The 20,267-nt window shown below is 72.7% G+C and carries 18 protein-coding genes and 1 other RNA gene; 6 read left to right on the forward strand and 13 right to left on the reverse strand.

The window, feature by feature from the left end; translation table 11 throughout:
- Positions 1-6: 6 nt before the first annotated feature.
- The 4 genes from ftsL to ACLBXO_RS12725 form a co-directional block, all read right to left on the reverse strand.
- Complete coding sequence (ftsL, locus tag ACLBXO_RS12710; RefSeq protein WP_012319332.1) at positions 7-420, reverse strand: cell division protein FtsL; 414 nt, start codon at positions 418-420, stop codon at positions 7-9.
- Complete coding sequence (gene rsmH / locus ACLBXO_RS12715; RefSeq protein WP_447685586.1) at positions 417-1,481, reverse strand: 16S rRNA (cytosine(1402)-N(4))-methyltransferase RsmH; 1,065 nt, start codon at positions 1,479-1,481, stop codon at positions 417-419. Before rsmH ends, ftsL begins: the two co-directional genes overlap by 4 nt.
- Positions 1,482-1,908: 427 nt before the next feature.
- Positions 1,909-2,307, reverse strand: an RNA gene (rnpB, locus tag ACLBXO_RS12720) — RNase P RNA component class A.
- A gap of 51 nt (positions 2,308-2,358) precedes the next feature.
- A complete protein-coding gene (locus ACLBXO_RS12725; protein WP_447685587.1) occupies positions 2,359-2,799 on the reverse strand; it encodes a VOC family protein in 441 nt (146 codons plus the stop codon).
- Between the two features lie 424 nt (positions 2,800-3,223).
- Here ACLBXO_RS12725 and ACLBXO_RS12730 point away from each other — a divergent pair, with 424 nt between their 5' ends.
- The 3 genes from ACLBXO_RS12730 to ACLBXO_RS12740 all read left to right on the forward strand — a co-directional run bounded on the left by ACLBXO_RS12730 (position 3,224) and on the right by ACLBXO_RS12740 (position 9,650).
- Entirely contained in the window at positions 3,224-4,351 is a 1,128-nt protein-coding gene (locus ACLBXO_RS12730; protein ID WP_447685588.1) for an acyltransferase family protein, read from the forward strand.
- A gap of 105 nt (positions 4,352-4,456) precedes the next feature.
- Positions 4,457-7,081: an aminopeptidase N gene (gene pepN, locus ACLBXO_RS12735; RefSeq protein WP_447685589.1), complete on the forward strand. Its 2,625-nt coding sequence runs from the start codon at positions 4,457-4,459 to the stop codon at positions 7,079-7,081.
- A gap of 187 nt (positions 7,082-7,268) precedes the next feature.
- Positions 7,269-9,650 carry a PAS domain-containing sensor histidine kinase gene (locus tag ACLBXO_RS12740; protein WP_447685590.1) on the forward strand — a complete coding sequence of 794 codons (2,382 nt, stop codon included), beginning with the start codon at positions 7,269-7,271 and terminating at the stop codon, positions 9,648-9,650.
- 10 nt (positions 9,651-9,660) lie between these two features.
- Here ACLBXO_RS12740 and ACLBXO_RS12745 read toward each other — a convergent pair whose 3' ends face one another.
- Complete coding sequence (locus ACLBXO_RS12745) at positions 9,661-9,915, reverse strand: hypothetical protein (protein ID WP_331318317.1); 255 nt, start codon at positions 9,913-9,915, stop codon at positions 9,661-9,663.
- A 169-nt stretch (positions 9,916-10,084) separates the two neighbouring features.
- On the opposite strand from ACLBXO_RS12745, the gene ACLBXO_RS12750 reads away from it, so the two are divergent.
- Entirely contained in the window at positions 10,085-10,369 is a 285-nt protein-coding gene (locus tag ACLBXO_RS12750; protein WP_331318315.1) for a hypothetical protein, read from the forward strand.
- A 348-nt stretch (positions 10,370-10,717) separates the two neighbouring features.
- On the opposite strand, the gene ACLBXO_RS12755 is transcribed toward ACLBXO_RS12750, so the two are convergent.
- The 4 genes from ACLBXO_RS12755 to ACLBXO_RS12770 are packed head-to-tail and all read right to left on the reverse strand — an operon-like array spanning position 10,718 to position 15,181.
- Entirely contained in the window at positions 10,718-11,857 is a 1,140-nt protein-coding gene (locus tag ACLBXO_RS12755) for a GNAT family N-acetyltransferase (RefSeq protein ID WP_447685591.1), read from the reverse strand.
- Positions 11,854-13,194, reverse strand: coding sequence for a lipopolysaccharide biosynthesis protein (locus ACLBXO_RS12760; RefSeq protein ID WP_447685592.1), 1,341 nt, complete (start codon positions 13,192-13,194; stop codon positions 11,854-11,856). Before ACLBXO_RS12760 ends, ACLBXO_RS12755 begins: the two co-directional genes overlap by 4 nt.
- A 56-nt stretch (positions 13,195-13,250) precedes the next feature.
- Positions 13,251-14,135: an SGNH/GDSL hydrolase family protein gene (locus ACLBXO_RS12765; RefSeq protein WP_447685593.1), complete on the reverse strand. Its 885-nt coding sequence runs from the start codon at positions 14,133-14,135 to the stop codon at positions 13,251-13,253.
- Positions 14,084-15,181 (reverse strand): OpgC family protein, encoded by a 1,098-nt coding sequence (locus ACLBXO_RS12770; protein ID WP_331318309.1) that lies wholly within the window; start codon positions 15,179-15,181, stop codon positions 14,084-14,086. Before ACLBXO_RS12770 ends, ACLBXO_RS12765 begins: the two co-directional genes overlap by 52 nt.
- A 169-nt stretch (positions 15,182-15,350) precedes the next feature.
- Here ACLBXO_RS12770 and ACLBXO_RS12775 point away from each other — a divergent pair, with 169 nt between their 5' ends.
- Positions 15,351-15,617, forward strand: coding sequence for a hypothetical protein (locus ACLBXO_RS12775; protein WP_331318306.1), 267 nt, complete (start codon positions 15,351-15,353; stop codon positions 15,615-15,617).
- A 38-nt stretch (positions 15,618-15,655) separates the two neighbouring features.
- On the opposite strand, the gene rfbA is transcribed toward ACLBXO_RS12775, so the two are convergent.
- From rfbA to rfbC, 4 genes are all read right to left on the reverse strand, one after another.
- A complete protein-coding gene (rfbA, locus tag ACLBXO_RS12780; RefSeq protein ID WP_056534087.1) occupies positions 15,656-16,555 on the reverse strand; it encodes a glucose-1-phosphate thymidylyltransferase RfbA in 900 nt (299 codons plus the stop codon).
- Entirely contained in the window at positions 16,552-17,457 is a 906-nt protein-coding gene (gene rfbD, locus ACLBXO_RS12785) for a dTDP-4-dehydrorhamnose reductase (protein WP_447685594.1), read from the reverse strand. The genes rfbA and rfbD overlap by 4 nt, the downstream gene beginning before the upstream one ends.
- Positions 17,457-18,506: a dTDP-glucose 4,6-dehydratase gene (gene rfbB, locus ACLBXO_RS12790; protein WP_331318302.1), complete on the reverse strand. Its 1,050-nt coding sequence runs from the start codon at positions 18,504-18,506 to the stop codon at positions 17,457-17,459. Before rfbB ends, rfbD begins: the two co-directional genes overlap by 1 nt.
- Before the next feature lie 93 nt (positions 18,507-18,599).
- Positions 18,600-19,151: a dTDP-4-dehydrorhamnose 3,5-epimerase gene (gene rfbC, locus ACLBXO_RS12795; protein WP_331318300.1), complete on the reverse strand. Its 552-nt coding sequence runs from the start codon at positions 19,149-19,151 to the stop codon at positions 18,600-18,602.
- 174 nt (positions 19,152-19,325) lie between these two features.
- Between rfbC and ACLBXO_RS12800 the strand changes: the two genes are divergently transcribed.
- Positions 19,326-20,237: a DUF6925 family protein gene (locus tag ACLBXO_RS12800; RefSeq protein ID WP_447685595.1), complete on the forward strand. Its 912-nt coding sequence runs from the start codon at positions 19,326-19,328 to the stop codon at positions 20,235-20,237.
- Positions 20,238-20,267 lie beyond the last annotated feature (30 nt).

Raw genomic sequence — 20,267 nt, forward strand, 5'->3', positions numbered from 1 at the left:
GGGGGTTTACCTCGAAGCCGTCGTCGGGGTGCGGGTCGTGGTGACGGTGCGGGTGATCGAGCCGGTCGTGCGCGGCTCGATCGCGCCCTTGTCCTTGGGCGTCGCCGTGGCGGCGAGCAGCCGGCCGATCTCGTCGCCGCGCTCCGGCCGGGCGGGCAGGTCCGAGAGGCGCGCGAGGTGGCTGGTGCCGATCGGCTCCAGGGCGAGATGCTTGTCGACGGCCGCCTGCAGGCGGTCCGGCCGCGTCAGCAACTGCCACTCGGCGCGCAAGACGGCGATCGCCTGCCGCTCCTTGTGCAGGGCCGTCTGCAGCTTCGAGACCTGACCGCCCTGATAGAGCGTGTCGTACTTGATCGAGTAGGCGTAGATCGCCGAGGCGACGAGACCGGCCACCGCCAGCAGGTTCAAGAGCCGGATCATCGGCGATGGCCTCCGCGGGCCGCGTCGGGCAGGCTCGCCAGCGCGGTCAGCGCGGCCAGCGGTTCGGGAACGTCGGATTCGGTGCGCTCCGCGGCCCGGAGCTTGGCCGAGCGGGCGCGCGGGTTGCGGGCGGTCTCGGCCTCGCCCGGCAGGACCGGGCCCTTGGTGACGGGGCGGAAGCTGCGGACGGTCTCGGCCGGACCTCCGGGCAGATGGCGCGAGCCCTGGGCCGAGCGGCCGCTGCGCGCCGCGAAGAACTGCTTGACGATCCGGTCCTCGAGCGAGTGGAACGTCACGACGGCGAGGCGTCCGCCGGGCCTGAGCACGCGCTCGGCCGCGTGCAGGGCACGGACCAGCTCGCCCAGCTCGTCGTTCACGGCGATTCGCAGGCCCTGGAAGGTCCGCGTCGCCGGGTGGATGTGGCTTCCGGGCTCGGTCCGGACCACGCCGGCGACGAGCTCGGCCAGCTGCGCGGTGGACTCGATCCGACCGCGGCGCCGCGCCTCGAGGATGGTCCGCGCGACCGCCCGCGAGCGCCGCTCCTCGCCGTAATGGTAGATGATGTCGGCCAGCACGGTCTCGTCGGCCTCGTTGACGAGATCCGCGGCGCTCGGGCCATCGCGGCCCATGCGCATGTCGAGGGGGCCGTCGCTGCGGAACGAGAAGCCCCGCTCCGGCGCGTCGAGCTGCATCGACGAGACGCCGATGTCGAGGACCACCCGGTCGACCTGCGCGATGCCCGCCTCCGCGAGGAGGCTGTCGAGATCGCCGAAGCGGCCGGGCAGGAGGCGCAGGCGCCCGCCGGACCCCGCGACGAGCGCCTGTCCGGCCGCGATGGCCGTGGGGTCGCGATCGATCGCCACGACCTGCAGGGCCGGGTCCGCCGCGAGGAGCGCGCGGGTGTAGCCGCCGGCGCCGAACGTGCCGTCGACCGCGATCCCGCCCGCGGTGCCGAGCGCCTCGACGACCTCCGCGAGGAGGACGGGGACGTGCGGTTCTGCCGGCGCGTCGGCGCCGCCGTGGCGGGGCGACGTCTCGGGAGCGGAGCGGCGCCGGCTCATGATCGCCTCGCCGGCGCGGCGTGCCGTGGCGCGCGAGGACGGGCGGAGTGTCGGCGCGCCCCGGAGATCCGGGCGCGGGTGCGGCTCGTGCGTCTCATGGTGCCCTGTGCCGGGCCGCGCGAGCGCGGCGCGCGTGACGGGAACGGCACCGGATGCGGAGCGCGCAAAACGCCGCGCACGGACGGGACCTGCGCGATGGCAGGGTGCGCCCGGCGATCCGATACACGCCGTTGACGGGAGGATGCCGGGTATCATGGGCCTCGGAGGATCGTCAACGCACAAGCTTGGCGCTGCCGCGCGGACCGATCTGAACCTGGCAAGGTTAACCGAAGGTTTTTGCCGCGCCCGAATCTTCGGCGCGGTGCCTGCCGGCCCGGCCACGGCGGTGGGTCGACAAGGCGTTGAGGATTCAGGCTTTATCGGGAGGTGGATCAGCCGGCCTGTAAGCCGGGTTCTGTAGGGCCGGAGCGCTCGCGCGCCCCGACGTGGCAGCCATTCCTCTGGGACGATCGTTGCCGACCGCCTCGAGCAACCAACCCGGGCGACTGGCCTGGAGAGCCGGCCTGCCCTTCTCGCGAAGGGCGCGCCGCCCCTATTCGGTCTTGCTCCCGGTGGGGTTTGCCGTGCCGTCCGCGTTGCCGCGTCCGCGGTGCGCTCTTACCGCACCCTTTCACCCTGACCCCGGACGGATCCGGGGCGGTCTGCTCTCTGTGGCACTGTCCCTGGGGTCGCCCCCGCCGGAGGTTATCCGGCACCGTCTCTCCATGGAGCCCGGACTTTCCTCCCCGAACGCTCGCGCGCCCGGAGCGGCCGCCCGGCCGGCTGATCCGCGGGCAGATGCGCCCGCGGGGCCGTCCGGGTCAAGGGTGCGGGCCCGTTACCAAGTGCCGGTGTTCTCCATCGACTTCCACGGCTCCTGCGGCTCCTTGGCGCCGCCCTTCTGGAGGATCTCGATGGAGATGCCGTCCGGCGACTTCACGAAGGCCATGTAGCCGTCACGCGGCGGCCGGTTGATGGTGACGCCCTTCTCCTGCAGCCGGGCGCAGAAGCCGTAGATGTCATCGACCTGATAGGCGAGATGGCCGAAATTGCGCCCGCCCGAGTAGGTCTCCGGATCCCAGTTGTAGGTGAGCTCGATCAGCGGCGACTTCGTTGCCGAGGCGCGCTCGACATCGCCGGGCGCGGCGAGGAACACGAGGGTGAAGCGGCCCTTCTCGTTCTCGACGCGGCGCACCTCCTTCAGGCCGAACGTGTCGACGTAGAACGCGAGCGCCCGATCGAGGTCGGCGACCCGGACCATGGTGTGCAGATATTCCATCGGGACCTGTCCTGTTGCTCTTCGAAGACGGACCGCTGGCCCGCCTCCGGCTGACACGCCCCGCTAGCTAGAGGCCGGCCCGGCGGTGAGAAGGCCGTCCGGTACGGAGTCGGGACAAAACGGCCCGGGCGTCCGGACGGGTCGGAACCCGCCGAGCCGAAGTGGACGCTGTGGCCCCAGGCCCTCGGGAGTAATGCGCCCGAGGTCTGGCGGCGGGCCGGGTGACTCCGGCCATTCCTCCGAAGGATATTCCGATCCATCGATGGAGAGATACTTCGGCTGAAAGATGGTGGGCGGCTTACCACCAAGATGTAGCTGGAACGCGACGGGTCCGCCTTATTCCACGGGATGACAGGTGCGCTTTCGAACGTCGGAGGCCGTGATGAAGACGCAGGGGTCCGCGCGAGACAGGCACGATGCACAGATGATCGGTCTCGATGCGGCGCGCTTCCTCGCCGCGATGCTGGTCATGACATTTCATCTCGGCGCGTACGCTTGGCAGGCGCCGCTCTCGACGGCCGGCCGTGCCTTCGATTCCGCAGCGGCCTATCCCGAATTGTTCGCCTGGACGTGGTTCGGATGGATCGGGGTCGAATTGTTCTTCGTCATCTCGGGCTTCGTGATCGCCTACTCGGCCGAGCACGCGACCGCGCGCACCTTCCTGCGCAGCCGCCTCCTGCGTCTCGTGCCGGCGGTCTGGATCTGCGCCACACTCACGGCCCTCGTCTCGCTCGCCATTGGCCGCATGGGATCCGTCCGGCAGGTGCTGCGGGCCTATCTCGACTGCGTGCTGTTCGTTCCGGTCGCGCCATGGCTGGACGGCGTCTACTGGACCCTCGGCGTGGAGATCGCGTTCTACGGGCTCGTCTTCGCGCTGCTGCGGCTCGGGCGGTTCCGGAGCATCGGCCCGGTCTGCGCGGCGGTCGGCGGCGCCAGCACCCTTTTCTGGCTCGCGACCCTGGCCGTGCCGAACCTCGCCGACCTGGCGGCGACCCGATTGGCCGAACTGACGCTCCTGCGCCACGGCTGCCTCTTCGCGCTCGGCGTCTTCCTGTGGCTGGCGCTGGTCAAGGGGCCGACGGCCGGACGTCTGTGCGTGATCGCCCTCTGCGCGGTCGGGGCGCTCGTGGAGATCGGAGACGCGGCCAGATCGTTCCTGTTCCAGATGGGCCGGAGCGGGGCTCCGCTCCTCCCGCGCCTCGCCTTCGCGGGCTGCGTCCTGATGATCGTAGCCAGCGTGCGCGGCAACGCGTGGCTCCGCGCGCGGCTCGGGGACCGGGGCTGCGCGCTGGCTTGCCGGCTCGGGCTGATGACCTACCCGCTCTATCTCCTGCACAACGTCAACGGGGCCGCCCTGATTCACCGCCTCGTCGACGCCGGCGTTCCGCCCTACACGGCGCTCGTCGCCGCGTGCGGCGCCATGCTTCTGCTGAGCTACACCCTCATGCGCTGGGCCGAGCCCTTCGTCCGCGCCCGCCTGTCGGCCACGCTCGACAGGGTCGGCCTCGACCGGCCGCTGCTCGCGGAGCGGCGCACGGCCCCCGGGCTCTGAGCCGGGCGAGGACCGCCCCGCGCACGCCGTTTCGACGGGGCCGATCGTTGCGCCGCGCGCTCTGAGGGACCAGAACGGGCCCCTTCCGCACCCGGAGTGAGCCGAATGCGCACCGAGACGCCGCCGCTGATCCGCCTCGAGGAATACCGGCCCAGCGACTACCTGATCGATCGCGTCGACCTCGACATCCGTCTCGACCCGCACGCGACCCGCATCGACGCGACGCTGACGCTGCGGCCGAACCCGGCCGGCGTGCCGGCGGTGCCGCTCACCCTCGACGGCGACGATCTCCGGCTGGTCTCGGCCGAGCTCGACGGCGCGCCGCTGGCGCCCGACGCCTACGCGGCGACGCCGTCCGGCCTCATCCTCCGCGATCCGCCGCGGCAGCCCTTCGCGCTGCGTCTCGTCACGGAGGTGGATCCGACCGCCAACACCAAGCTGATGGGCCTCTACCGGTCGAACGGGGTCTACTGCACCCAGTGCGAGGCCGACGGCTTCCGCCGGATCACCTACTTCCTCGATCGGCCGGACGTGCTGTCGGTCTACACCACGCGCATCGAGGCCGACCTGGCCGAGGCGCCGGTCCTGCTCGGCAACGGCAATCCCGTCGCGACCGGCGCGGCCGGGCCGGGCCGCCACTTCGCGATCTGGCACGATCCCCACCCGAAACCCGCCTACCTGTTCGCCCTCGTCGGCGGCCGGCTCGGCCAGGTCGAGACGCGCTTCACCACGATGGAGGGCCGCCCCGTCACCTGCGCGGTCTACGTCGAGCCCGGCAAGGAGGACCGGGCGGGCTACGCCCTCGACGCCGTCATCCGCTCCATGGCCTGGGACGAGACCGCGTTCGGCCGCGCCTACGACCTCGACGTGTTCAACGTCGTCGCGGTGTCCGACTTCAACATGGGCGCAATGGAGAATAAGGGCCTCAACATCTTCAACGACAAGTACGTTCTGGCGAGCCCCGAGACCGCCACCGACGGCGACTACGCGGCGATCGAGGCGATCATCGCGCACGAGTACTTCCACAACTGGTCCGGCAACCGCGTCACGTGCCGGGACTGGTTCCAGCTCTGCCTGAAGGAGGGGCTCACGGTCTTCCGCGACCAGGAATTCTCCTCCGACATGCGCTCGCGGCCGGTGCATCGCATCGCCGAGGTGCGCTCCCTGCGGGCGCGCCAGTTCCCCGAGGATGCCGGGCCCCTGCGGCACCCGGTGCGGCCGCGGGCCTACGCCGAGATCAACAACTTCTACACGGCGACCGTCTACGACAAGGGCGCCGAGGTCGTCCGGATGCTGCGGACGCTGATCGGTCCCGAGGCCTTCCGGGCCGGCATGGACCGCTACTACGCCGACAATGACGGGCGCGCCGCCACGGTGGAGGATTTCCTCGCGGCCTTCGCGGCAGTGATCGGGCGCGATCTCGACGCCTTCGCCCGCTGGTACGAGCGGCCCGGCACGCCCCGCCTCGCGGTCACGGCCGCGTACGATCCGGCCGCCGCGCGCTACACCCTCCGGTTCGCCCAGAGCCTGCCCGGCGCCGGCGCCGAGCCCGACGGGCCGCCGCTGGTGATCCCCGTGGCCCTCGGCCTCGTCGGGGCGTCCGGGCCGCTGACGGGCGCGACCTGCCCGGACATGCGGGACGGCGTCTACGTTCTCGACCGCCCCGAGGCCGAGATCGTGTTCGACGCGGTCGCCGAGGAGCCGGTACCCTCCCTGCTGCGCGACTTCTCGGCCCCGGTGCGGCTCGACCTCGCCCTGACCGACGCGCAGCGGATGCGGCTGCTCGCGCAGGACAGCGACCCGTTCAACCGCTGGCAGGCCGCGCAGGACGTGGCTCTGCGGCTGATCCTCGAGCCCGACGCCGATCGGACGGAGGCGTTCGCCGCGGCACTCGGCCGGTTCCTCGACGAAGAAGCCTTGGCCGACCCGGCCTTCGCGGCCCTGGTCCTGGCGCTGCCGAGCGAGGGCGAGGCCGCCGACGCGGTGCCGGCCGACGTGGATCCCGACGCGATCCACCGGGCGCGATTCAACTTGCGGGCGCGTCTGGGCCAGGCCCTGCGGCCGCGGCTCGAATCGATCGACGCGGCGCTCGCGCCGGTGGCCGGCGCGCCCTACAGCCCCGACGCCGCCTCGGCGGGGCGCCGGTCGCTCCGCAACGCCGCCCTCGACCTGGTCGCCGCCGGCGATCCCCGGGAGGGCGCCGCCCGCGCCGCCGCGCGGCTGGCCGAGGCCACCAACATGACCGACCGGCTCGCCGCCCTCGGCACGCTGGCGCTGATCCCGGGGGAGACCCGCGAGGCCGCCTTCGCGGAGTTCGCGGCCCGCTACGCCGACGAGCCCCTGGTCCTCGACAAGTGGTTCGCCCTCCAGGCCCAGATCCCGGAACCCGGCACCCTCGACCGGATCGCGCGGCTGCAGGAACACCCGGCCTTCACCATGACCAACCCGAATCGCGTGCGGGCGCTGATCGGGAGCTTCGCGTTCGGCAATCCGACCCAGTTCGCACGGCCGGACGGGGCGGGATTCGCCCGCGTGACCGAAACGGTCGCGGCACTCGATTCGACCAACCCGCAGGTCGCCGCGCGGCTCCTCACGGCCTTCGGATCGTGGCGCCGGCTGGAAAAATCACGCGGCGCCAAGGCGGTCGAAATGCTGAATAGGATCAAGGCGATCCCCGGGCTCTCGCGGGACACGGCAGACATCCTCGCGCGCACCCTCGGAGGCGGCTAAGCGTCTGAACCCGCGGCCGAAATCGATTCTCGGGCGGCCGGGCAACACCCGGCCTTCGTCAAGCCCTTATGGTAAAAAATCCGTGGACAAACGGCCCCCCGAAGTGATTGTATTCAGTCAGATTCGGGGGGCCTTCGGGGGCCGGGTGCCCGCACCGGATCACAGTTCCCACGGGCGAGGTTCGGCCATGCCGGAGGCGGCTTCCGCTTCCTTCTCCGCGCGTGCGGATTCGAGTCTCACGATCTCCTGGCCCATGCGGAGCCGGGACCCGCGTCTCGGCCAGGCCGAGCGCTGGCTGCGCTACGCCGTGCCGGGAACGCTCGCGGTGTTCCTGGCCTGCCTCGTCGGGCTCGCCGCGCTCCACATCCAGGGCCAGCGGGCCGAGATCCTGGCGGGTGCGAAGGCCGAGGTCGAAGGCTTCGCCCGTCTGGCCGCGCGGGCGGTGGATCCGGCCGGCACCGTGGCGGAGGACCTGCGCGCCCTGGTGCCCGAGAGCGAGCGGCATCCCGGCCGCCGTCTGCTGGTGGTCCGGCCCGACACCCGCATCGTCGCCGCCCATCCGCCGCTGCCCGCCGACCGGACGACCCTCGCCGCGGTGCTCGGCGAGAGCGAGCCGCTCTCCGGCCTCGGCGAGCGCGCCGGCGCCATGGCCCTCGAACTTCCCGGCGGCGAGAGCGTGCTCGCCGCCATGCACAGCCTGCCCGGCGGCGCGGGGCAGGTGGCGGTGCTGCAGCCCATCGAGCCGCTGCTGCGCGGCTGGAGCGCGCGCACCCGCGACCAGATCGTCCTGATCGCCGCCGCCGCGATCGTCATCGTCGGCGTCGGCCTCGCCTACGGTCTCCAGACCCGCCAGGCCGCCCGCGCCGACCGCGCCCGCGAGCAGATCCGCGGCCGCCTGGAGATCGCCCTCCGCCGCGGCGCCTGCGGGCTGTGGGACTGGGACATCGCGCGGGGCCGGATCTACTGGTCCGACTCGATGTACACGCTGCTCGGCTACCGGCGGCAGCACGAGTACCTCTCGTTCGGTGACGTCAACGGCCTGGTCCACCCCGACGACGGTGACCTGTACAGCCTCGCCCGGGGGCTCGCGGCCAACCAGACCCATATCGACCACGCCTTCCGCATGCGCGGCGCCGACGGCGCCTATGTCTGGCTGCGCGCCCGCGCCGAGGTCGTGGCCGACGCCGCCGACGGTGGCCGCCACCTCGTCGGCATCGCCACCGACATCAGCGAGCAGCGGGCCCTGGAGGAGACCAACGCCGCGGCCGACATGCGTCTGCGGGACGCCGTCGAGGCGATCTCGGAAGCCTTCGTGCTCTGGGATACCGGCAACCGCCTGGTCCTGTGCAATTCGAAGTTCCGCCACCTCCACGCCCTGAGCCCCGAGGACGCGCAGGCTGGCCGGAGCTACACGGACGTGATGGGCCGCGGCGTGCTCCCGCAGGTCCGGCGGGAATCGCCCGAGGCCGGGATGGCCCTGACCGGCCTGGCGGCCCGCACCTTCGAGGCCGAGCTCACCGACGGCCGCTGGCTGCAGATCAGCGAGCGGCGCACCAAGGACGGCGGCTACGTCTCGGTGGGGACCGACATCACCAGCCTCAAGCGCAATCAGGAGCAGCTCCTCGCATCCGAGCGCGAGCTGATCGAGACCGTGAAGGACCTCAAACGGTCCCGCCGCACCCTCGAACTCCAGACCCAGCAGCTCGCGGACCTCGCCGAGCGCTACCTCGACCAGAAGGCGGCCGCCGAGGCGGCCAACCAGGCCAAGGCCGAGTTCCTGGCCAACATGAGCCACGAGCTGCGCACGCCGCTGAACGCCATCATCGGTTTCGCCGACGTGATGGAGAACGCCGTCCTCGGCCCGCTCGGCACCCCGCGCTACACCGAGTATTGCCGCGACATCCGCGAGAGCGGTTCGCACCTGCTGTCCATGATCGACGACATCCTCGACATGGCCCGGCTCGAGGCCCGGCGCGTGCGCCTGAGCCCGAAGGCGATCTCCGCCGAGACCGCCGTCAGCGCGGCCCTCGAGCCCGTCGAGGCGACGGCCCGCGAGAAGGCGATCACGGTCAGCGTCGACGTCGTGCCCGGCCTCGAGCTGTTGGCCGACCCGCAGGCGATCCGGCAGATCCTCGCCAATCTCGTGCAGAACGCCGTGAAGTTCACGCCCGCCGGCGGCCGCGTCGCGGTCCGCGGCCGCCGCGCCGGCGCGTCCACCCACCTCTACATCGAGGACAACGGCATCGGCATTCCCCGCACCGACCTTGCCCGGCTCGGCCGGCCCTTCACGCAGGTCGAGCGGCAGATGACCCGCAGCCACAAGGGGTCGGGCCTGGGCCTCGCCATCACCCGCTCGATGGTGGAACTGCATGGCGGTTCGCTCCGGATCCGCTCCGAGGAGACGGTGGGCACGATCGTGCTCGTCCGGCTGCCGGCCGCACCGGACGGGCGGCCGGAGGTCCTCGTTCCGCCCGGCCCGTCCAGTTCCGCGACGGCCGATTCGGCGACGGCCCTCCGCGAGGGGCCGCGGGCGGTCCGGGCCGCCGCAGGCCGCTCGGCCGTCGCCTGAGCGGGCCCGCTCACGGGCGCGGATCGAGCCCGCCGCGACGCGCGAGACGCGCCTGTTCCGCGAGCCAGCGCGCATCGGCGACAGCGCGCGCGAGGCGCCGGATGCGCCAGCGCCGGTAGAGGGACAGGACCGGGTTGCCGCCGAGCCCGGCCTGATGGTGTCTCAGGCGTCGCAGCAGGTCCGGCAGCTGCGCCGAGGCCGCGTCGCCCGTGGCGATGTCGATGGCCCGCATCTCCGCCCGGAGACCCGCCTTCCAGTCGTCCATGACGCACGCCTCCGCCCTTCGCCGACCCCATGCTGCCCGCCGGTGGACCGGGCAGACCGCTCACCGTCTCGCCCGCGGCATGAGTACACGCCGGAAAACCCTCCGTTCCGGATCCGGGTTTGCTCGGCAGGTGGTCCGCTCGGCGGGCCGGATACGGAGAATACGGCCGATGCGTCCCAGGACAACGTACCGCTGCACCCTCGCGCTCCTGCTCGGCCTCGCCGCCGGGCCGGCGCTCGCGCAGAGCACGGGTTACGTCACCGGCTTCCCGGGCAAGGATCCCGCGGGCGACGAGGAGATCGGCTGGGGGCCGGCCTACCGGCCGGAGACGAGTTTCGCCCAGCCCGGCACGCCGCCGACCCCCGGCGCCATCGCCGGCCGCGCCTACCGGGCCCGGACCGGGCACGGCGTCTACGATCAGGTGCAGGGCGACGGTCCGTACCGGGCCCGGTAGCGGGCCGCGCCGCCGAGGAACTGCCGCGGGACGAGCGGCGCGCGGCGCTTGCGCCGTTCCTGGTCGCGCCGAGTCGCGCTGCGACGGTCTGGGGGGCGGCGGCTCCGGTCGAGGCAGCCGCGCCAGGGCTCCCTCGCCGATATTCCCACTCCCGTGCGGGGGGAGGGTTGGGCGAACGGACAAGACGCTTCGAGGTCGAGCGCGCCGTAGAGCTGATCGGTCCGGGTGCGCCTCGTCCGGACAGACCCGATCCCCCAGCCTGTCCCTCTCCCGCACGGAGAGGGCACCCGCGCCACGTGGGGCACGGGCCCGGCTGTATCGCAACGCCCAGTCCGATCGGGACCGGCCCTAGCGCCGCCGCAGGGCACGTTTCGCGGCCGACCGCGCCTCCCGCTCGAACCGGGCGAGCCGGAGGCGCCGCTCCAGCGAGATCACCTGCCGACCGGGCGGGACGGCGACGATCTCGGCGACCGGAATCCGGTCGCGATAGAGACCTTCGAGGGCCGATCCTTCCAGCGTCGCCGAGTCGAGCCGGTCGGCGAAGCCGGTCTCGTGGCAGGCGCGCACGATCTCGGCCTCGAGCAGCAGCCCGGGGGCGTGGCTGCGCAGATCCTCGTCGTAGGCGGTCTTGAGCAAGGTCGCGGTGCCGCCGTCGACGAGGGCGAGGCTGACGGCGACCGGCCGGCCGTCGAGGTACAGGGCGTCGGCCCGGACGCCGATCGGACCCGGAGCGTCGGTGAACAGCGCCCGGGCCAGCGCGGCACCCTCGGGCCGGCAGGCCATGGCGGTGCCGGCCTGCCCCTTCCAGCCGGCCCGCTCCAGGTCGAGGAAGGCCGCGACGAGGCGGGCGAGGTCCGCCCCGGCCGTGGCGCTCGCGTGCGTGACGGTCCCGGTCTCGGCCAGGCGACGGGCCCGGCGGCGCAGATCCTTGAAGTGCGCCCGACCGGGATGACCGGCCAGGAACGCCGCGTGATCGGCGCGCCGGTCCATGACCGGGCGGTCGAAGCCCGCCACCGTGCCGATGGCCCAGCCGCGCGCGCGCATCGCCGCCAGCATCTCCGGCACCGCCCCCGCCGCGGTCGGCAGCAGCGGCCAGCGCCACGCGCATCCGCCGGAGGCGGCCTCGAGGCCTTCCACCAGGGCATGCGCGTGCGCGGCCCGGTCCGGACCGTCGGCGACCAGCGGCGCCGTGGCGGTCACGTAGGGCGAGAGGAACGGCCGCAGGACCCGGCCGCCGAGGCCCGACAGGTCCCGGGCCGCCCGGTACGGCAGCAGCGCGACGAGCCGGTCGCCCGCGCGGACCGTGACGTAGCGGAGGTCCGCCGGCAGCAACCCGGCGGTCCGATGAGCTTCGATGACGTGCCGCGCGAAGTGCGGGTGGGGCGCGGCGCTTGCCGCAACCAGCGCGTCCCAGGCCGCCGGCTCCGGCGCGTCGCCGAGGGTGACGCCGCCTCCGGTCGCCGTGCCGAGGGTGCTCGCCGGGATCATCGGACCGCCCCGGCGGCCCAGACCGGCGTCGGCAGCCCGTGGATCCGCCCTGCGGCCCGCGCCAGCAGCGCGGCCCGGCCCACACTCGCCACCGCCAAAGCCGCGGCCGCGCCGAGTGTCCCGAGGGCCGGGACCAGGGCCAGGCACAGGCCGGCGGCCGCGAGGAGGCTCCCCGCCGTGATGCCGGCGCAGAGCCGCTCCCCGCCCAGCATGGTCAGGAGATCCTCGCCCGGGCCGAACAGGCTCGCCCCGACGCTGCCGGCGATCAGGATGCACAGGATCGGCACGCTGTCGTTCAGCCCCGGGCCGAACATGGCCAGCAGCAGCGGGCTGACGGCCAGGACGGCGCCGCCGACCACGAGCGTCGCGGCGGCCGTCAGGCGGCCCTGGCGCCGGACCAGCTCGGCGAGCAGGAATCGGTTGGCCTGCGCTCGGGCGGCGCTGTAGCGCTGCAGCGTCGCCGCGCTGACCGCGTAGTGCACGAACACCACGAATTGCTGGATGCGCGTCGCCGCGAAGTAGACACCGACTTCCGCCGGACTCACCAGGGCGCCGAGCACGATCACGTCGACGAAGGTGAAGCCGGCATTGGCGAGGTCGATGGCGGCGATCGGCAGGCCCGTGCCGAGCCACGTGCGCCACCGGTAGCGGTGCGGCCCGGGCGGCAGGTCCCGCCGGAGCCGCGCGGCGAGCAGGCCGGCCTGAAGGGCGGTCGCGACCGCGGCGGCGATCAGCATGCAGGCCATCGCGACCTCGGCGCGGGGCGGCGCGCCGAGCAGGATCGCCGCGACCATGCAGGCCATCATCAGGGTCTGGCGCAGGAGGTAGGGCGGCGCGATGGCGAGCCCGACCCAGCTCTGGCTGCGCGCCACCCCCTCGAGGTAATCCTGGAGCGCGAAGAGCGGCATCACGCAGAGTGCGACCAGGATCGGCGCCCGGTAGGCGGGCGCGAACAGGTCCGGCTCCAGCGCGAGCAGCGCCGCGCCGAGGCCAGCGACGGCGAGCGCCGCGCCGCCGGTCACGAGGGCGCCGGCCCGGATGTAGCCGCGCGCGAGGTCGAGGTCGCCCTGCGCCTGGTCGCCCGGCACGAACCGGCAGGCACCCTGCGACAGGCCGAGGGTCAGGGTGTGGCCCAGCATCGCCGTCCAGACCCAGACCGACGCGAAGATCCCGTAGGCGTCCCATCCCATCAGCCGCGCCGCGAGCACCTGGGCGCCGTAGGCGAAGCCGGCGGAGCCGACGCGGATCGCGAAGACCGTCAGGGCAGCCCGCTGCGGGCCGCCGCGCAGCGCCCGGAGGTGCCGGAACGCGAGGACAGGGAGGGCCGTGGCTGACACTACGCGCTCCGCGCCGGTCCTGAACTCGGCGGGAGGCCGATCTCTGGCCGTCCGGTCTAGCCCGGGGCGCGTTGCGGCCCGGTTAAGGGCGGCTGGGCCGGGGCCGCCTTGGGCTCCTGGGGCGCTTCCGTCCGCATCAGCGAGGTGGCGATCGTCAGCGCCACGTGCTCGGCCATGCAGCGCAGGCCGAGGTCGTTCAGCCGGAACTGGCGGCCGAGCATGTGGCCCTCGCCCTTGTCGCTGCGGCGCGACAGGTACTGCAGCGCCTCGTAGCGGCGGACCAGCGGCACGCCCTGCTGGGTCGCGACGCCCCGGACGGCCTCGACGATCCGGTTGTAGTCGACGTCGGCCGCCATGCTGGCCGTGTAGATCGGGTCGACCAGCACCACGTCGATCCCGTGGGACCGCATCCAGCCCACGGCCTCGGCCAGCGCGCTGGCGAAGGCGTCCACGTCGACGCGGGCGATGGCGTCGTGGGTGCCGACCTGCCAGACGACGAGGTCGGGCTCGGCCTCGGCCACCATGGTGCGCAGCCGCTCCGCGGCCCCGGAGGCGATCTCGCCCGGCAGTCCGCGGTGGTCGATCACCACGTCGACCTTCGGCAGGGCGTGCTCCAGGGCGGCCTCGAGCTTGGCCGGGTAGGAGGCCGAGGCGCCCGGCGCCGCGCTGCCGCCGATCGCCAGGATCTTCAGGGGCCGGTTCTCCGCCAAGGCCGCCTTGACGGCGCCGAGCTGGGCGACGGTGTAGAGCTGCGCGCCCGGGACCCGGCATTCCTGCGACAGGGTCGGATCGTCCGCCACCGGGCCGGCGGCCTGCTCGGCCGCGGCCGCTCCGCCGGCGGTGCCCGACAGCAGGGATACGGCCAGCACCGCGGCGAGCCGGACCCGCGTCATGCGCGGGGCCGTGCCGATCTGCTGCGGCTGCGCCACTCGACGAACCATGCCGTAAACCCCAGCCCGACCAGGCCCGAGCCGGCGACCAGCATATCGATCAGCGCGCCGCCGCCCGTCTGGAAACGCACGAGCTGCCCGATCAGGCTCAGGATCGAGCCCATCGAGAAGACAGCCAGTGAATTCCGGCCCATCTGACTCAGATAGCCGACGACGCGGCCGATTCGGGGGGCGAGCACCGCGTAAAGCGGTGCAAACGCTAACAATACCCCCAGAAAATGAAGCAGTCGCGCCGGTGTCAGGTAGGTCTTCTCGAACGTGAAGAGCAGGCGCGGCTCCGGAACGAGCATCGGGTCCGGGCGGATCTCCGTCACGGCGAGCACGATGCCGAGGAGAACGATGACGACGCCCGCCGGGAACAGGCGCCGCGACCAGCGGCGCAGGGCGTCGGAGCGGAGGTTCCACCCCTGCAGGACGAAGCCCAGCACCAGCAGGAGCTGCCAGCAGAGCGGATCGAAGAACCAGTCGCCCTCCCCGGGCCAGGAGGGCACGTTCCACCCGAAGACGAGGCTCGCGAGATAGACGCTCACCGAGAGCGCCAGGGCCGCGAGCAGGCTGAACCGGCCGACCAGGACGAAGACGGGCGCGATGCCGATCAGCAGCACGTAGAGCGGCAGGATGTTGAAGTAGCCGAGCTGGTAGGTCAGCAGCGCCATCCCGCAGACCGACTGGATCGGGTCCGCGAAGAAGTTGCCGGCGTTGTGCCACTCGAGGATCAGCGGGTTGTCGAGCAGCAGCGCCGCGCCCGCGATGATCGCGAGCGCCAGCAGCATCACGGTAAGCTGCGCCCGGTAGACCTCGACGGTGCGGGCGAGGAGCCGCACGACGCTCCGGCCCGGCGGTTCCGGGTTGCCGTCGCGCCCGCGGGTGGCGATCCCGATCGACCAGCCCGCCAGGAACACGAACAGCTCGGCCGCGTCCGAGATGCCGTACTGCGAGAAGGTGTAGCGCTCGAACGTGTTGCCCGGGATGTGGTTGATGAAGATCGTGATCAGGGCGAAGCCGCGCCAGAAGTCGATCGCGTTGGGGTCCCGCATCGTCGCGGCGGCTCCGAGTTTCGACGCTTCAGGATGGCGGCGGCGGGAACGCGGCCCCTGATACGGCGCCGCATCGCGTCTGCAAAGGCGAACAAAGGTGGGGATCGCGCGGCCCGGTCGAACCGGATGGTCACACCCGCGTTATGGCCCGGCACGGAGTTCCGCACCCATGACCCGCCCCCTCACCGCCCTCGGCCTCGCCGTCCTCCTGCCGGTCCTCGCGACCGGCCCCGCGCTGGCTCAGGCCCGGACCGGGACCGGCGGCGGCCCCGCCTCCACGGCGACCGCCCCCAACACCTCGTCGGTCGGCCGCGTCATGCCGCCGAGCCGCGGCGCCGGTGCCGGGACGCCGGACGACCGGCGGGTGCGCACGCCGCGCGAGGCGAAGAACGACCGGCTCATGCGCGGCATCTGCATCGGCTGCGCCCCCCGCTAGACGGGCGGCGGGACGGCGACCGGGCGCCGCCGACGGCGCTACTTGCCGCGACGCAGGCGCAGGTCGTCCTCGCTCTCGCGGGAGAGGCGCAGCAGGTTCTGCCCGTAGGCGGTCTTGGCGAACATCTCGCCGCGGGCCACCAGTTGGTCACGGGTGATGAACTTCTGGAGGTAGGCGATCTCCTCCAGGCAGGCCACCTGAAGGCCCTGCCGGTTCTGCAGGGTGCGGACGAACTCGCTCGCCTCCAGCAGGCTGTCGTGGGTTCCGGTATCCAGCCACGCGTAGCCCCGGGACATGCGCTCCACGTGCAGCTGGCCGCGCTGCAGGTAGGCCTCGTTGACGCTGGTGATCTCCAGCTCGCCGCGGGCCGAGGGCTTCACGTCGGCGGCGATGTCGAGAACCTGGTTGTCGTAGAAGTACAGACCGGTCACCGCCCAGGTCGATTCCGGGTTCTGCGGCTTCTCGACGATCTTCGTCGGCCGTCCCGACTTGTCGAGATTGACGACGCCGTAGGCCTGGGGGTTGTCGACGTGGTAGGCGAAGACGGTCGCGCCCTGCTTGCGGCTCGACGCGCGCTCCAGGAGCTCGCCCATGCCGGCGCCGAAGAACAGGTTGTCGCCGAGGATCAGCGCCACGTCGTCGTCGCCCACGAAGTCGCGCCCGATCACGAAGGCCTGGGCGAGGCCCTCCGGCCGCGGCTGCAGGGCGTAGGAGAACTTCAGGCCGAACTGCTCGCCGGTGCCGAACAGGCGCTTGTAATTGTCCAGGTGCTCCGGCGACGAGATGATCAGGATCTCGCGGATGCCGGCCAGCATCAGCACCGAGACCGGGTAGTAGATCATCGGCTTGTCGTAGACCGGCAGGAGCTGCTTGTTGATCGACAGCGTGGCCGGGTGCAGGCGCGTGCCGGATCCGCCGGCCAGAACGATGCCCTTCATGGCTTGGAAACTCCCTCTGAGACCGGCCCGACGAGCCGGTCCAGGATGTCGTCGAGCGCCGCCTGCCAGGGCCGCGGCGCGATGCCGTAGGCCTTGCTGAGGCTGTCGGTGGACAGGCGCGAATTGGCCGGCCGCCGGGCCGGTGTCGGGTAGGCGGAGGTCGGGATGCCCTTGACGGGAACGGAGCGCCCGCCGCGCCGGGCGGAGCCCGCCACGATCGCCTCGGCGAAGCCGCACCACGTGGTGTCGCCCCGGTTCACGCAGTGGAACGTGCCGGTCGGCGCGCCCGGATCCGCGGCCATGGCCTGTGCGATCGTCGCGAGGGCCGCGGCGAGGTCGGCGGCCGAGGTCGGGCACCCGTGCTGGTCGTTCACCACGGTCAGGGCGTCGCGCTCGCCCGCGAGCCGCAGCATCGTCTTGACGAAGTTGCCCCGGTGCGGGCTGACCACCCAGGCGGTCCGCACGATGGCGTGGCGCGGGTTGCCGGTGCGCACCGCCAGCTCGCCGGCGGCCTTGCTGGCGCCGTAGACGCTCTGCGGGTCGATCGGCGCGTCGGGCGCGTAGGCCCCGTCGGGCTTCGTGCCGGCGAAGACGTAGTCGGTCGAGACGTGCACCAGCGGAATCTGCTTGGCGGCGGTCGCGGCCGCCAGGATCGCCGGGGCCAGCGCGTTGAGGCGCCACGCCGCGACGACGTCGGACTCGGCCTTGTCGACCGCCGTGTAGGCGGCGGTGTTGATCACCGCCCGGTAGTCGCGGGCGGCGAGCGCCGCCGCGACGGCGTCCGCGTCGGTGATGTCGAGGTCCGCGCGGCCCGGCGCGTGGACGGTGACGCCGTCCGCCCAGGACAGGGCCTGCAGCTCGGTGCCGACCTGACCGGCGCCGCCGAGGACGAGGACGTCCATCAGCCGTTGAGCCCCAGGCGCTCGCCCTTGTAGCGACCCTCGCGGATCGGGCGCCACCAGCCCTCGTTGGCGAGGTACCACGCCACGGTCTCCTCCAGCGCCTGCTCGAAGGTCTTCCGCGGGTGCCAGCCGAGCTCGGTCTCGGCCTTGGTGCAGTCGATCGCGTAGCGCCGGTCGTGGCCCGGGCGGTCGGCCACGAAGCTGATCAGCTGCTCGTGCGGGGCGCCCTGCGGGCGCAGCCGGTCGAAGGCCGCGCACAGCGCCTTGACCACCGCGAGGTTGTTGCGCACCGCGCGGCCGCCGAGCAGGTAGGTCTCGCCGATCCGGCCGCGCTCCAGCACGGCCACGAGGCCCTTGGCGTGGTCCTCCACGTGGATCCAGTCGCGCTCGTTCAGGCCGTCGCCGTAGACGGGCAGCTTCTTCCCCTCGAGGGCGTTGAGGATCATCAGCGGGATCAGCTTCTCGGGGAAGTGACGCGGCCCGTAATTGTTGGAGCAGTTGGTCACCAGGACCGGCAGGCCGTAGGTCTCGTGCCACGCGCGGGCGAGGTGGTCGGAGGCCGCCTTCGAGGCCGAGTAGGGCGAGCGCGGATCGTAGCGGCTCTCCTCCGTGAAGAACGCGTCCGGCGGCAGCGAGCCGTAGACCTCGTCGGTGGAGACGTGGAGGAAGCGGAAGGTCTTCTTCTCGGCCTCCGGCAGGGCCTCGTAATGGCCGCGGGCGCCGTCCAGCATGGTCTGCGTGCCGATCACGTTGGTGCGCACGAAGGCGCCCGGATCGGTGATCGAGCGGTCGACGTGGCTCTCGGCGGCCAGGTGCATCACCGCCTCGGGCTTGAAGTCCGCGAAGGCCTTCTGCACGGCGGTGCGGTCGCAGATATCGGCCTCGACCAGGCGGTGGCGCGGGTTGTCGGCGAGCGGCGCCAGCGAGACCGGATTGGCCGCGTAGGTCATCGCGTCGAGGGTGCAGACGTCGTGGCCGAGATCGTTGACGAGGTGCAGCACCAGCGCCGAGCCGATGAAGCCGCAGCCTCCGGTCACCAGGATGCGCATGGCGGATTACCTCTTCGGATCGAACGAGAACTGAGAAAGCCGGGGCAGCCTAAGACCGGCCGTCGTGACAAAATTGCGGCCGGGCCGCGCTCTTCAGAAGACGTGGCCGAGATCCGCGAGCTTCGGCGCCCGGCGGTCCTTGTCGGACAGGATCGCCGCATCTCCCGAGACCGGCCACGGGATCCCGATCGCCGGATCGTTCCAGAACAGCGCGCGGTCGTGCTCGGGGCTGTAGTAGTCGTCGACCTTGTAGGCGACCATGACGTCGGGCGTCAGGGTGCAGAAGCCGTGCGCGAAGCCGTGCGGGATGTAGAGCTGCTCGCCCTTCTCGGCGTCCAGGGTGACGGCCACGTACTTCCCGTAGGTCGGCGAGCCGCTGCGGATATCGACCGCGACGTCGAGGATCGCGCCCTGCAGGACGCGGATCAGCTTGGCCTGCGCGCGGGGGGCGATCTGGAAGTGCAGGCCGCGGACCGTCCCCTGCGGGGCCGAGAAGGACTGGTTATCCTGCACGAACGGCGTGGTGATCCCGGCCCGCGCCAGGGTGTCGGCCCGGAAGGTCTCGGAGAACCAGCCCCGCGCGTCGCCGAAGCGCTTCAGGACGACGCGCTTCACGTCCGGGATCTCGGTCTCGATGACGTCCATGCCAGCGCCCCTCTTGCGGATCCCGTCGCGAGGTCCAGCGGACGTCTCCGCGTCGGTCGTTCCGGGCTGCGCGCCCGCCTCGCCGACCACAACCTCGGTGATGCCCCGCGACTTCCGGTCATTCGCCGTCCGTGTCAAGGCGTGCCGGCTGCCGTGGCGTGCACGAGTGGGGCGATGACGGGCGGAGCCGGATCCGCGGTGGACAGGTTGCTGCGCGACCAGCTGGCCGATCCGGCCTGCCCGTGGAGCCTCGGCGGCTACGGGGCCGCCGCCGTGTTCGCGCGGGAGCCCGGCGAGCCGGCATGGCCGCTCGAGGACGACGCGATCGGGCTCCGCACGGCCCGCGGCGCACTCGCGGTCCGGGCGCATCCGGATCTCAGGCCGTTCGCCTACGAGACCGGCTTCGCCGACGGCTGGAGCCAGTCGGTCGCGCTCTGCCTTCCCGCCGCCGCCTGCGCGACGGGCCGGTGCACCGTTCTGACCGAGCTGGGCCCCGACGGGGCGGCGATCCGGCCGGAGGACCGCGCCGCGCGCCTGTTCGATCTCGGCCTCGGTCTGCGCGCCGCGGATGCCTGCATCCGGACCGCCGACCCCGAGCGGATCGCCGGCTTGCGGGCCCTGGCGGGCCGACCGCTCCTCGCCGCCGGCGCCGCGGCGATGCCGTCCGCCGTCATCTCGGGCCTGGACCAGATCGTCATCACCCGCATCGGTCGCGTCGAGGTCTTCGCACCGGGGGACGATCGGGCGGCTGCCGCGTCCGGGCCGCGGTGCCACGTCCTGCCGCGACTCCTGCGGCTCGGACGCACGCACGCCGCCACCGCGCCGATCCCGCCGGGTTGGGTGCCCTGCGGGACGCTGCATCCGGCGCATCCCGCGCGCGACGGGGCCGGGCGGCCGGTCCCGTTCGATGCCGGGCGCCACGCGGCGTTCGGGCGAATCCTCGACCGATGGGGCGATCCCGCGCTGGTGGCCCTGCGCCGCGCTGTGCTGGGCGGGCGGGATCCCGACCCGTCGCGCGCGGTCGGCCGGGCCGCGCGCTCGGCGATCCGCGCGGCGCGCGCGCAGCTCAGGGCTATCGTCAGATAGTGCCGTCCCCGATCGCGTCCTGACGGTTCG

Source organism: Methylobacterium sp. C33D (genome assembly GCF_053345825.1).